9 protein-coding genes and 2 pseudogenes are annotated in these 13,698 nt (G+C 42.8%); 4 read left to right on the top strand and 7 right to left on the bottom strand.

The features are described from left to right. Positions 1-88 precede the first annotated feature (88 nt). Positions 89-1,132, bottom strand: a pseudogene (locus tag AC012T_RS26085) (IS4 family transposase); the annotation flags it as partial. 240 nt (positions 1,133-1,372) lie between these two features. Here AC012T_RS26085 and AC012T_RS26080 point away from each other — a divergent pair. The 3 genes from AC012T_RS26080 to AC012T_RS26070 all read left to right on the top strand — a co-directional run bounded on the left by AC012T_RS26080 (position 1,373) and on the right by AC012T_RS26070 (position 2,999). Then, positions 1,373-1,912, top strand: coding sequence for a GNAT family N-acetyltransferase (locus AC012T_RS26080; protein WP_487067034.1), 540 nt, complete (start codon positions 1,373-1,375; stop codon positions 1,910-1,912). After that, complete coding sequence (locus AC012T_RS26075; protein WP_487067032.1) at positions 1,909-2,595, top strand: hypothetical protein; 687 nt, start codon at positions 1,909-1,911, stop codon at positions 2,593-2,595. The genes AC012T_RS26080 and AC012T_RS26075 overlap by 4 nt, the downstream gene beginning before the upstream one ends. Positions 2,596-2,711: 116 nt before the next feature. Further along, positions 2,712-2,999, top strand: a complete 288-nt coding sequence (locus tag AC012T_RS26070) for a hypothetical protein (RefSeq protein ID WP_487067030.1) — start codon at positions 2,712-2,714, stop codon at positions 2,997-2,999. 230 nt (positions 3,000-3,229) lie between these two features. Here the strand turns inward: AC012T_RS26070 and AC012T_RS26065 are convergent, their stop codons facing one another. The 4 genes from AC012T_RS26065 to AC012T_RS26050 form a co-directional block, all read right to left on the bottom strand. After that, positions 3,230-3,871, bottom strand: coding sequence for a hypothetical protein (locus tag AC012T_RS26065; RefSeq protein ID WP_487067028.1), 642 nt, complete (start codon positions 3,869-3,871; stop codon positions 3,230-3,232). Positions 3,872-4,189: 318 nt separating this feature from the next. Continuing rightward, positions 4,190-5,917, bottom strand: a complete 1,728-nt coding sequence (locus tag AC012T_RS26060) for a relaxase/mobilization nuclease domain-containing protein (protein ID WP_487067026.1) — start codon at positions 5,915-5,917, stop codon at positions 4,190-4,192. 154 nt (positions 5,918-6,071) lie between these two features. Then, entirely contained in the window at positions 6,072-6,551 is a 480-nt protein-coding gene (locus AC012T_RS26055; protein ID WP_487067024.1) for a hypothetical protein, read from the bottom strand. A gap of 780 nt (positions 6,552-7,331) precedes the next feature. After that, positions 7,332-10,562 carry a DEAD/DEAH box helicase gene (locus AC012T_RS26050; RefSeq protein WP_487067022.1) on the bottom strand — a complete coding sequence of 1,077 codons (3,231 nt, stop codon included), beginning with the start codon at positions 10,560-10,562 and terminating at the stop codon, positions 7,332-7,334. Positions 10,563-10,952: 390 nt separating this feature from the next. On the opposite strand from AC012T_RS26050, the pseudogene AC012T_RS26045 reads away from it, so the two are divergent. Continuing rightward, positions 10,953-11,069, top strand: a pseudogene (locus tag AC012T_RS26045) (helix-turn-helix domain-containing protein); the annotation flags it as partial. A 251-nt stretch (positions 11,070-11,320) separates the two neighbouring features. Here AC012T_RS26045 and AC012T_RS26040 read toward each other — a convergent pair. Together AC012T_RS26040 and AC012T_RS26035 are read right to left on the bottom strand one after the other, a co-directional pair. Beyond that, positions 11,321-12,700, bottom strand: coding sequence for a ParB/RepB/Spo0J family partition protein (locus tag AC012T_RS26040; protein WP_487067020.1), 1,380 nt, complete (start codon positions 12,698-12,700; stop codon positions 11,321-11,323). A 224-nt stretch (positions 12,701-12,924) separates the two neighbouring features. Beyond that, positions 12,925-13,698, bottom strand: a complete 774-nt coding sequence (locus AC012T_RS26035) for a ParA family protein (RefSeq protein WP_487067018.1) — start codon at positions 13,696-13,698, stop codon at positions 12,925-12,927.

Below are 13,698 nucleotides of genomic sequence, written 5' to 3'. Positions count from 1 at the left end.
ACACCTATTCTATCGTCTACATTAGCTAGTTTGCAATCCTGGCTTTTGCAGTTTGTCAGCTAGTCACAAAGCGGCTTTGATAGTTTTCGGAGATGTCTAATAAACGCTTAGTCAATAAAAATGCGTCCTCAATTCGCCAACGTCGGCGGTATAAATCACAAACCTCCTGTGGTGAAAGCTGTTGTGGGTCAAGAACATTAGTCAAATAATGATACCAAGTCTTACCCCATAATACGGATACTTGGCGCATGGGATAGCGACATGGGTTGGTATGATGCAATCCCATTTGAATAATTTCATCCCTGTAGTGAGAGCCGCTAGAAAGTACACGCACTACCTTATATCTAACCTTTTCCTTTTGGCGCGTGAGAACATACTTGCCGGCAGCAGTTAGAGAATCAAACCACTCAAAACCATAAAATCCCATGTCTACTATGAGTAAACCACCATCAGGTAAAAGTTCTAACAATGCTTGCCACCAACGAGTCTCATTCCGCTTGGCATCAGCATCATACCAAACTGCTACAGGAATATGAGTGAAAGCTTCTACTACCATCAGCATTTTTCCTGCCAACACTGAACCTGTTTTTTCTTGCAATTGTCCGAAGTGCTTTTTCATGGCTTCGAGTGTTGAGGCATCACAAATCCAAATGGCGGAAAATCTCTGCGCCACTGATGCCCAGGCTGGAGCTAATTCTTTTGCATTCCTTTTTGCTGCTAGACGTTCTACTACTTGCTCAAACATCTTGGCAAATAGATGCGCCGGTAAACTGTTGAGTCTTTGGGACAGAGCTTGCTTGCTGACTTTTGTTGCCTCTACCCACATTAATCCTTCTACTTCTAGGCAGCGCAATACATCTGTTAAGTGTTGTACTTGTCGATATACTAGACTCAGTATTATTGCTGCCATTACTGGTAGGGTTAATACTCTTGAGCGCAAGCTTCGCTCTTTGTCTTTTACCCCTTTGAGGTTGGCAAATGTCCCTGGACTTAATAGCCCAATCAACCGTGATTCTATTTCTTCACTAGCTGGAGCAGGTACGCTGACTTGATGGCGAAAATCTGGATTCCCTTGTTTTTTCCTTGGTTTACTCATGGCTCTTTTCAACACCCCTGTGTTGACTTTTACCATTTATTTCCCACTCTTGACACAAATCCATTTTTCTTAACTTGACACCAATGATTAATTGCTCTGCCATTGAAAGAGCTTGCACCTATTATTGGGTAAACAGAAGTTTTAATAACTTACGATCCATTCTACTCCCACACAGCATCCCCAGCACGCCAATTTCATGACATCAGCACGTACAGAAGCCTTATTATTAGAAGTTGTAGAGTAATCATTTCCCAGTTGAACCGCCCTATCCAGCTTTTGAGAGTTCAAGACTCTCTAGTAGTTGATGCCATTATTACTGAGGTGACAGAGAAACATCTAGCAGATACCAAAACACTATGGGAGCCGCTACTAGGTGGTACTAGGCAAGAAGACGAATATTGGGATTGGGTGGCAAAAAGTCGAGGGTCTAAGTTGTTACCTGGTGACGAACTTTACGCGATTGAGTGTGATGGTATCACCCAAGGTTTAATCATGCTCGATGTGTTGAAGAAACGCTGCCAAATTCAGTCTCAACTCAGACGGAGATTGGTTTACATCAGAGCTTTGGCTACTGCTCCCTGGAATAGACTTGCTATTACTAATCCTCCTATATACAAAGGTGTGGGTGGAAATCTCATTGACTTTGCGATTTCTCGCAGTTATGAATTAGGTTATCAAGGCAGAATAGGGTTACACGCCCTAGAAGGTGCGTTAGGATTTTACAGAAAGCTGCGAGTGGGACTGCTAGATTGTGGTCCCGATCCAGAAGAACCTGATCATCTTGTGTATTTTGAAACAATAAGGAGAGAGCCATGACCCAATCAATTCCTTTCTCTGTCGGAGATACTGCACTAACACAATCTGAATCTTCTACAAATGGTGTAATTCAGCACAAACGGTTGATGGAGTTGATAGAGGCAGAGGATGCTGCTAACGGGGAAGTTGGTTGTGGTCGGGATTGGGGAGAGCGGTTTTCAGTTGATCTCAATACGTCTGGTATCAATATCTCGGATGACAATTTCCGAACTTTGCTGAGGGAACACTTAGGGCATTTATTGATGGAGCGGGACTTTGATTCCATTACGACCCAGGTAAGTCGCTTTATTGAGTCAAAGTTGGTACGGACAACCGTTCAGGATCTAGAATATCGAAGAGTGGCAAGAGAGCAAGTTGTCGAATATATCTCTGATGAAGAACTGAGAGGATTTTTCCAAGCAGAGTTGGGTGAGTTGTGTAATGATGCGATACTTGAGCAGATAATCCAGTTTACTCATGACTGTGTTCATAAAGCTGTGCTTCAGCCTCGACATACTTGGTCTAAACCTCTTTGGGTGCTGACAACTGGTGAAAAAATTTACATTGCTCAAGCATCTGATTTGGATGATGCTATAACAAAAGTTAAGGCACAGTATCCTCAAGAAACTGGAACGTTGTCAGTTTTGACTGTTGGTGGGGTGCTAGGACCCTCTCCGGTGATTTGTTTAGAAAGGGCAATCTAGTGGAACTAAGCTATCGTGCGCTGACTAGGGAAATTCTCTGCGGCGAGTGGCTGAAATTCTAGGTATCAGTGATCTTGAATTAGAAGATAGGCTCTACGGAGAAGAGGAAATCAAAGATGAAAGTTAGAGGCATCAAACGTGGTCAAAATATTGAAATTTTAGAAACACTTAATAACATTCCCGATGGGACAGAAATAATAATAGACTTAGGATTTATTGAAAATCAAATTACAAAACCACAACAAGCATTAACAGAAGCAGAGAAACTAGCAAAACTCAATCAATTATTCGGGGCTTGGAAAAACCAACCTGAATTAACCGAAATATTTGCAGAAATCGATCAAGAACGCCATACTTATCAAGGTAGAATCATAGACTCAATTGATAATCAGGATAACGGCTAATGTATCTACCGCTATTTGTTTAGAAAGGGCTAATTTGCAAGTCCCTTAGTATTGTAAAACTTTGCTGATTTTGTAGACAGATGTAGACAAGAATACTCAAGAGTCCTGATTGTAGTTAACCCAGTACGGGTAAAAGCTTTGCATTGCTGGTTGAGTGGATATTTATTTGTCCACGAAATTAGTAACTATGATAGACCTACCGTGTACACACAAGATAGAGGGATGGGGAATTACGGTGTTTTAGTTAATTTGGGAAACTTCTCTGACAGGTTTTGTCCAAAATAATACTGACACCAAAACTCAGCAATTTCTAGCAGCTTTGGGGCAGATTCAGGAATCAAACCTGAGCCATACCGAGGCTCATAAGATTCTGTATACTCTCTAGCTAATTTATAAGCATAGTAGGGGAAATCCTGTTCAACAAAACAGCGAATGGCATAATCTAGTTTGAGCAAATAACCACTACGGACAAAATGTACAGTAGACCAATGAACTTTGCGAAAATCGTCTCCCTGTAATTCATTAATTCGCCTCAATAACTTCCACAAACACTGTTTCCCTTCATGAGTGGAAGTTGCAAGGTAGCGTTCCATCTCAGCAATGGCATCGCTAATTAAAGTTTTGTGAGTCTCCCATTCAGAGGAAATGAGATTACTGGGACAGGAAGCATCTTCAGTTTGTAGTAGAACCTGTTTTGAGAGATAGAGAGCAAAATGTTCGGCTGCCACTTCATTTTGACAAAGGCTTTTGATGCTAGTCAATCGGGTGATAGGTAGGGCAAATACGATATTATCAGTGCTAAGTTGTTTAGCCGTTTCTAGCCACTTTTTAATTTTGGAGGCTATTGCTATTTGAGTATTTTTATGTTGCATGGGCATATATAAATCTACATAGTTTATTGGTGGGTAAAGCTTCCATTATTTTAATAGGAGTTATCATCATGATATAGGACTCCCATTTGATTTCTGATAGCGTAGCGTGGCGTTAGCCATACAAGCTCTAAACCGTAAGCCCCATCTAATCAACGATTGAGTCTCAGTATATTGAGCAAGAATCAAACCGGATTCCTATATTATCATTTTAACAACCGAATTACTATAGGTTTTTCGTGGTAATTCAATCCTTTTTAATTACAAAAATATCCGACTTATTGGTAGTAAAATCATAAATTATTGCAACAGATAAACAAGCTACAATTCCAATTGTTTTTGTTCACTTCTTTGTTTCTTGATACTGGCTTCGTGTTGTTGCAGTGCTGACTTGACATAGGGTAAAACTTGTTTGACAAAATAATTAGTTGTTCCTTGGGAGAGGCAGGAACTTCTCACATCCCAGGATTTAATTTCTCTATTCCAAGCTGCTTCCATGATGGGAAAATCATCTCCAGTTCTGCCCAAAGTTAAACACTCTCCATCCCACTCCGCAATGTAGTTTTCCCAGGTAAAGCGAGTTGTTTTCTTAAGATTTAAAAGAGCAGCCACTATGGGTGCAACAGTTTCTGCTTGTTGTTGTTGTTGTTGATGGCGATTTTCTGATTGTTTGATTAAATCTTCTTTGAGGGCAAGCATAGCATGAACTTCCGAGGGGGTCATTTCGCTTTCGGTGGGTAATGCTTCCCAGTCATCACTATTACGTCTAGCCCGCAGAATTTCGCTTTGGTCTTGTGTGCGACGCAAGGAAATTTCAGTGGCAGATATTCGCTCGGCGGTAAAGTCTTTGTCAAGGCAGCAATTTGTATTTGCTAAGAGTAACTTGTCAATATCTGCTGCAAACATCGCTGTGCATTTAATCTGCTTGGCACTGATGGAAAGAGATTGGGTATTGCTAGATACAGATTGTTTAGAAACAGATGCAGATTTATTATGATTAGAAAGATGTTGGGTACTAGCAGATACAGACTGGGTATGATTCTCCAAGTCTTCTGGTAATAGTTGCATTTGTTCCCCAGCAGCAATCGCTGCTGGTACTGCGGAGCCGATAGCGATACCTGTGGCGGGCGTAGCCATCGCTTTCTGGTGGGTCGGCTCCGCCAATGCGGAGCCTGTCCGCAGGACATACAGTGGGCGTTTCGCCATCGCTCTTAAAAAAGGTAAATCACGGGTGGGGTTATAATCAACTCCCCGGATTGTTTGCAGTTTTTTCCAGCTACAGTTTTTTAACTGCGACCCCCGACACCGAAATCCTTCATACTCAAAGGTTAATCCTTTCATTTCATCACCAATGATGGTAGGGTAAACATCAACTAAGAGGTGCTGAAGTCTACCGATGAAGATTTGGATGTGAGGTTGATTTTCAGCAGCGGCAATGACCATACGTTCCAATCGTTGCTTAGTTGGTTCTGCTGGTGGTGTATTCCGCAATCCGGTGTCATATTCTTCTTGTTCTCGCAACATCCGACGCTTTTGTCCGGTGGTGGGGGCAGAATAATCAATCTCTGCACTCTTAGTCAGTTGATATAGATGCCACCGTTGCTCGATTTCTCGTGTCAGTTCTTCGGCACGGGTTTTGTCTTGCCAGTCGTTGATGCGGGTAAAGTTTTCACATTCAAAGGTGTGAATCATGATATGAACGTGAGGCGGTGCATATGGGTTGTGCTGTAGTTGACTTTCTGTGGGTTTATGCTTAATCATCAGCCACAGGTTGTTGGTGTAGCCTAGTCCGTTGATCATGAAGTTGCCAATTTCTAGCCAGTCGTCAGGAGTGAGGCGGTCTGTGTGGTGGGGACTCATGGTGATATGCTTGGTATCTTTGTCGGTACGAGGATTTTGCCCTGATATGGCACGCCATTCTTGGATGATTTGGGCGTAAGTCTGTCCTGCTATGTTGCCACCATACAACTCGAATTCTTTGTGTTGATCCATGAGATAACGCAGCAGACCACCAGGGTTATTGCCAGTAGGAACAACTTTGGTCAGCATTTACCATTCTCCACTTCAAGGTCTAACGATATCTGCAATAGGAAAGAAGGACAGCAAACTTGTGCATCTAATCCAATCCTAATCCTCCAAAAACTTACTTGCTGCGTTTCCCCTGACCTCCCAGAAGTTTGGAAGCCCATGATGACTTCTACATCTAATTCCAGTCTTCATCGTCAAAGTCATCTGTTGAACTTGCTTCATTTTCGCTGTTGTCATCGACACCGGATAATTGCAGTCTCACTTCGCGCAATTCTGAGCGCACTTCCTCTAACAAATCATCCAAGTTCCTAATCGTGCTAAGTAACTGCTGGTGAGTCACTTTTGATGCAGGTGGATTTTGTTTTAGGAGTGCGATCGCCTCCGGCACTGCGCTCCGCGCAATCGCTGTTTGTAAATCTTTTTCTAAATGTCTTAGTCTCAGGTCAAATTGTCCCATTTGTACACTCGTTTTCACATTGATAGCTGGTACTTTTGGTGGACTAATGGGACGACCTTCTACTCGTCGTCTAATAAATTCAGCTAAGGGTAAAGCATAAAACTCAGCCATTTTATGCCAGCGACTCTTTTCTGCCGGAGTTAAGCGCAGTAAAAATGATGAAGTTTTTTCCTGTTTACGCTCTGGTGGTGAGGTCATAGCAATGAGCTTGGTAGCGACAATTGAGAACGTTTTAGAACAAATAGCAATATGTGATACTAGAGAAGATGTGAGACAATCTGAAAATAATTAGCTGAAGGTTAATGCGGATAGCGATCGCACTCTAAGATTTAGGTTGTTCTCAATTTTTGTATATACGTCCTCCCTGCTTGCTTCCCTAGTAATGGTGCTGTAACTGTGTGTTTCGTGCAAGATGTGAGATAATGCTGATAATGTGTATGTTGTGATTGAATTCCACATTATGGGTGTGGTCATGCAATCAGCATCCATCAAGAGAAGTATTTTCAATCAATTGAATATTTTTATGTAGAAAATACCGTGTTCATAGAGGGTAATGTTTGCAATAGACTTGTCGTGAAAAGAGGGGCTAGGTACTGGTAATTGGGGATGGGACAAATAAGATATTTATGAGTTTTTGGTGTAATTTCATCGCATGGAGTCTCTTGCATGAATCATTTCAAAATAGGTCGATTACCTTGAAGAATTTGGCATATTAAATCCCCTGACAATCAAGGATAATTGTTTCAACAAATTGGACTGTTCGTAGAAAACCTGGCTCTACCGCTACTTTTATGCTACGGCATTAAAATCAAAAGTTTATAGGGAAATATGAAAACATTAAAGCAACGCATCCGATCAATAATTGGGGGTGGACTACCATATTGGCAACGATTTTGCGACATTTGAGGGTTGTCACTGAGCTATTTACCGGATTATTGAGCGATTACAAAGCAACAATTGTCAAAGCAACAATTGTAATTATCGTATTTCTCCAAATTGCTGGATATATTCTACTAATTGTTTGGTATAACCACCTTCAGAAAGTCTGTCTAAATTCCCCACGAGGATAAACAGTTCTCTGGCTCGGCTGACAGCAACATTGAGTAAATTCGGTTTGCGATTAATAAACCAAAGGCTATCAGCGGGTTCTGATTGGCGAGTTGAGAAGATTATCGCAGATTTTTGACCACCTTGGAAGGTGTGAACTGTGCCAATACTATTGACTGAAAAGTCGGAAGAGCGTGATTGTAAACGTTCTTGCAAGGCATTTGCTTGGCGACGATAAGGTGAAATTACGCCTATTGTGTTGTGATTGCTAGTATTTTGATTGTTGGGAGAATTGAAGCTGTAACCTGCCTCTAGCAATTGGGCAATTAACGTTTCTACTACATCAACTTCTGCCCAATTTATATGGTTTTCTGGCTTTCCTTCAATATGGCAAGCAATTAGGTTAGCACCTAAAAGAGAAGGTTTGGGTTCTGTTTTGATGATCATGCCATAATTGCATAGGCGATCGCTAATATCGGCAATCACTGGCACACACCGATAATGATATTTGAGGATAATGCCGTTACCAATGTCTTCTGGTTGTGCTGATGCTCCTGCCGCTCGGTGATAAGCTGTGGTAGCGGTAGGACTGTAGCAGTCATAATCTGCATCTGTAAGTCCCCTTTCCAGGAAGGATTTACCGCGATATTCTTCTTTCTTCTGGTCGCTTAAATTAATGACTGGTTCTAGTTGCAAGGGGTCGCCGACAATCAAGGCATGACGACACCGCACTAAGACTGGAAATACCTGATGCGGGGGAATTTGACCGGCTTCATCTACAATTACTTGGTTGATACAACCGCAATCAGGATAAGGGAACAGACGGCGAATAGAATGCAAGGTACTCAAGAAAACGGGAAACAACAGGCTGATATCACGATAAATATTTCGCCAATGCAAGGACATTTGACGAAAAGCGTCCCATTCGTTATTTAACACCCCAATGTAAGTTTTAATAGCAGCCATGACTTCATCTTTTCTGCGTTGTGCTTCCTGTTGTTGAAATTGCCAAGCACTCTCAAATAACTGTACTTGCAGTGTGTGTAATTCGGTGTAGAAACGACTGGAGAAATCTTGGTTAGGATAAGTGGCAAGTCGATTTTGGATTTGTTGTTGCTGGTGTTTTCGGTCAGCTATTTGACGTTGTAAGTCGGTAAATTGGCGTTGTAATAATTCTAGCTGTTGGTGTCTGTGGTTAAGTTGATTTTGTTGCTGTTGCCAATCAGATACTTCTTTCAGTAGCAGGGAAACACTTTGGTGGGCTGCTAATAAAGATTCAATTGTCAGGGGAATTTGAAAGGGAAAGGGTGTAGCTAAGGTTGCCAATACGGGCATTTCTATTTGTTTGTGCAAGCGTTTGAGAATATGGCGTGGACTGCTTCTGGTGATCTGTTGCCAGAATCGTTTAATCATTTGCCATAGTTTAATTCTCTGCAATAGTTTGATTGTTTGTAATAGTTTAATTGTTTGCAATAATCGAATCAAGCAGTTGTGGTTTTGACCTAAAAATTGCCTGTTACTTTCACGCGGGAAGGAATGATTTGCTGTATTCAGGTGCTGCTCTATCTGCTGGTACGCTTCAAGGGGAAATTTGGAGTAGTCGCGTGATGAGTTTAACGGTGAGGGGGGCTGGGAGTCTGAGTAATGCCGTAATGGAGTTCGTGATGACGATGATGGGAATCCAATATCTAAGTTAGGAGAAACGTTTCTCCTAGATTCTGAAGTAACATCTACAGGGTCTATTAGTGAGCCAGACTGAGAGTAGTTTTGTAATGTGTTAAATGGTGATAGCGAGTGATATTCTGAGTAGTCAAGTGAGGCGTTGGCTGATAATGGGGGTTGTAACTCAAAATCCGAGTTAGGAGAAACGTTTCTCCTAAATTCAGGATTCACTTCTAGAAAGCTATTTATCGCCTCTTGCAGCCGTTGTACATCTCTATCTAGCTGCTCTAATAACTGTTCATCAGCAATCTTCTGTTGTTGGTAATATTCATCTTGCTTGATGTGAAATTGTAGTTGCTGCACAAGAGCTAACAATTGTTGCTTGGCTGACTCCCATGCTGTTGGGTTAAAGGTTTCTCTTGTTAGTGAGTCGAGTGCAGCTTGCAAAGAGGGCAAAACTTGGGTGTCAACTAATTCTTTGGAGCCGCCTGATAAGTAGAAGCAATTTTGCGGAAAGTGGCTCTCTAGCAGTTCTTCAACGTTGTTGACTGCATGGTTATTGGTACTGGTGACTAAAGTTAGGTTACTTTCGTCTTCACCTTTTGTCGCTAATTGTACGGCGCGGTGGACTATTTGTTGTGCTATTTTGTGTAACAGCAATGTGGTTTTACCATTCCCCGGTGGTCCAATTACGGCGGTGAGGGGTTGAGATTGGCAATGTTTGAGAGCCTGGGCTTGATAGTCATCAGGGGGTAAAATCGGGAAAGCACCGAGAAATAGTAGGTTGTGTTGGGGTGCTATTGGTTGTCCAAACAGATATTCGTAAGCGGGATGCCCAGGTACGGCCCAATTCCATTGTCGCTGTTCGCTGATTTTCTGGAAGTCTTTGTTGAGGTTATGGTTGAAGGCTACGTAGCCAAAGTTCAGCAGGTAGGGAAGCAGTTTTGAGCGCACGGGAAAGGGTGGTAATTCAATCAGTACAATCCAGTCTTGTAGGGTTTTAAAGGGACGATTGAAGGTGGTTTCCAGAAAAACTTTGAGTCCTTCTTTGGTGACTAGAGATTCAGCGGTTTCTTCTTCTAGTCCGTACCACTGCATTAAGTTGGGGATGACTGGTTGAAACTCGAAGGTGGTTAAGTCCCAGCCGCTTTGACGATAATTGCTATCAAAGATAGGAGAAATGTCGATGGTAAAGAGGGGGCGAAATTGACGGCGATTTCCTTCGATGAGATAAAGCTGGGGGAAGGCTACGGCGATTGATGGTGGGTTGGCTTGAGGTTTGGCTTGAGGTTTGGTTTTTGAGGTTTTGAAGGGTTGTTTGAGTTGTTTGAATAAGGATTCGTCTAGGAGTAATTTATCGCCTACTAAATTTACACCAGAGTCCCAGATATGGGGTTGATCTTCGTCACCAGCTTCGACTTTGGCATTAGTCAAGTTCTCAATGTGGATGTAATGCAGCCAGGTTTGGAGCAAGTCGCGAATCTGTGACTCTTGTGCCATTGTTCGTCTCCTCCTAGAGTTGCCACTGAAGCACAAACTACGAGAATTTACGAACTATGTCATCTAACAAATGGCTGAATTTTGTCAGGGCTTATACATAAAGGTTGAATAGCGAGTATATTTTCCCATCTAAGCATTGAGCCGAGATAAGAACTAGAATAGATGCAATCTTCGTTACCCGCTCCCTATCCCCACCATATCAGTACATTGAGGGTGGGGAGTGCGATTCGTTAACAGGTAGTCAAACTAGAATAGAGGGTTTGGCTCTGTTGCCTAATCACTAAAATCGCATTTTTGCGATAAAATTAATAGTATGCGTAACCTTGTCCCAGACAATGCCAGAAACGATGAAGTATAATTAGTGTAGGCAAAATAAATAACGCTCATGCCATGAGAACTGCTTACCAATACCGATTACGATTGACCACAGCACAGCAAGCCACGATTGATCAGTGGCTTGAACTTGCGCGTTGCCAATACAACTATCGGTTAGCGGAACGGTTCAATCTGTATGCGTAAGCATCAGAGTCGGGAGTATGTCACTCTAGCTGAATTACTTCAGCTAAAGGTTTTTTCTTTGCCATTGATGATACCTTTTGATGTTTGATGTTTACCTAACTGTGTGAGAATGCCCCCACCAAGCTGGCGCGGTGTAGCGGCAAGAGGATGTCAATTGTTTTTATAGTCTAATAAATTATCACCACCTCGCTCCCTCGTTCAAAAGTGGTGAGCATTGGTTGGGGGTTTCCAGGTAAGTCCTATGATTCATCACCTAGTAAAGCTTCGAGTTTACTCAAGAGGGTTTCTAGTTTCTTTTGCTTGGCAGGTTGTTCCCAGAGTTTACGCTTGCTAATGCTCTGGGTGACGTTTTTGAGACGCTCTGGTATTTGGTTGGGTGATTTTGCGGATGGGGGTTGAGCCGGTTGGGTATTAGCAGCGATTTGTGCTTTGATTTCACTTAAAGACCAGTTGTGTGCGATCGCTTGGTCTAAGAGTTGTGTATAGAGAGCATTATCTTTAACCCGTGCCAAGGCTTGTGCTTTGGTGTATTCCAGTTTGCCCTCTCGCAATGCTGTTAAAATCTCCAGAGGCAGATTGAGTAAGGGTAGGCGCTTGGTGGTGAAGGACAGCCAATTCATCATTCCCAAGCTTTCAAATACCTCTTGTACTTTTTTTACTTTCTCTTCATCTGGGTTAGGAGAAACGTTTCTCCTAGATTCTTTTTCCTCAGTGATGCCGGAGTCAGAAGAAACATTTTGCCTAGCTTCATCCTTTGGTTCTGACTTCTCAGTTAAGGAAACGGAAGTATCCGCATCTTGTGAAACATTGCTCCTAGATTTTTTTTCCTCAGTGATGCTAGAGTCAGGAGCAATATTTTCCCTAGATTCATCCTTTAATTCTGACTCCTCAGTTGAGGAAACGGAAGTATCCGCATCTTGTGAAACATCTTTCCTAGATTTCTTAAGTGTGGTTGTTCCTGAGTTGGGAGAAATGTTTTTCCCAGATGCGGTAGCATCTATTATTTCCGAGTTAGAAGAAACATCGCTATTAGATTCTGTCTCGTTATTTAGAAGAGATTTAGGAGAAACGTTTCTCCTAGATTGCTCCTCAGAGTATTTTAACTGCTTATCACCTTTGCTACTGGCATTTTTCATCCGATACAGCAGGGATTTGACTGCTTCCACATCCGACTCTAACCGAATAGCCAAAAGATGCAAAATGCCTTCTGTTTCTTCAACTGGGTTGAGGTCTTGTCGTTGCAGGTTTTCAATCAAGGCTAACTGAAACGCTTGGTCATCGGATAACTCACGCACAACCACTGGCGCTTCTTCCAGTCCTGCTTCTGTGGCTGCGCGATAACGGCGTTCTCCTGCTACTAATTCGTATTTCCCTCCTGTGAGTGGACGCACCAAGAGGGGTTGGAGGATGCCGTGCTGTTTAACTGATGCAATTAATTCTATTAATGCTTGGGGGTCAAAGTAGCGTCTGGGTTGCTGTGGAGCCAGGTGAATGTCTTGGAGTTTGACTTTGCTTTCAGCAGCGGGTGGAGTGTCAGCTTCCACTGGGGATAACCAAGGGGCTGGGGGTGGGGTGGTAATTTGACCTGCAAAGGGTTTTTCGGTGCGTTTTCGTACCATTATAGGGAATGTGGTTAGATTGGGGACAGAAATTGGAATGCTGCACTAAATTTAGAGAAATATAGGCATCCTATAATAATTGATGAAAATCTTTCGCCGCTCTCTAAAGCCCTCTGCTGTAGTTTAGGCGGAGAAATAACTTGCCTGTTTGAGAAACTATAAGCCTTGATTATTTGGGCTTTCCTTGATTACCAAGGCTTTCAGCGATGAAAACAGGTTTAGGTTTATATAGCGGACTCCAGAGCAGAAGCAATTTCTTTAAGGATAGCAACAGCAGGATGTTTGGGGTCAAATACTGCTAGGGGCGCACGTTCTTCTGTGGCATCGACAAAAGCGGTAGCTCTGGGGATGGGTGGGAAAATCCGACCCCATGCTGAAAGTTGTGATTGGATGGCTGCTAATGCTCGTTTATCGGCTGAGTTTTGTTGAGCATAGCGGGTGGGAACAAAGCCTGCGATTTGTAATTTGCGGTTGGGTTTGTTTTTTACTTGGGTGATGGTTTGCAAAAGTTCGTCTGTTCCCTCGAAGGCTTTGAGATGGGTTTCGATGGGAACGAGGACGTGAGTGGCGGCGACTAGGGAGATATAAGAAAGTAATCCTAAGCTGGGGGGACAGTCAATAAGGATGAAGTCGTAGGCATCTATAACTGGTTCTAGGGATTCTTTGAGGCGCAAGTCGCGCATGGCGGCACTGACTAGCTGCATTTCGGCTCCGCTCAGGAGTCGGTTAGCTGGTGCTATGTCCATGCCATGAATGCCAGTATGAATGGGTAAGGGCTGTTCGTCAATAATGGCATCAGCTACGGTTTTTTGTAATTGAGATGGGACTAAACCCATGAATTTGGTTAAGGAGGCTTGGGGGTCGATGTCGATGAGAAGGACACGATGTTTTTGTTGGGCTAGATGGTAGCCCAGGTTTTGGGTGAGTGTTGATTTGGCAACACCACCTGCTTGGTTAAAGAGGGCTATGATGCGACACTGTTCTTGAGAATTTGACAC

Source organism: Anabaena sp. EIM26 (genome assembly GCF_057568715.1).
This window is presented reverse-complemented; position numbering and strand designations above follow the sequence as displayed.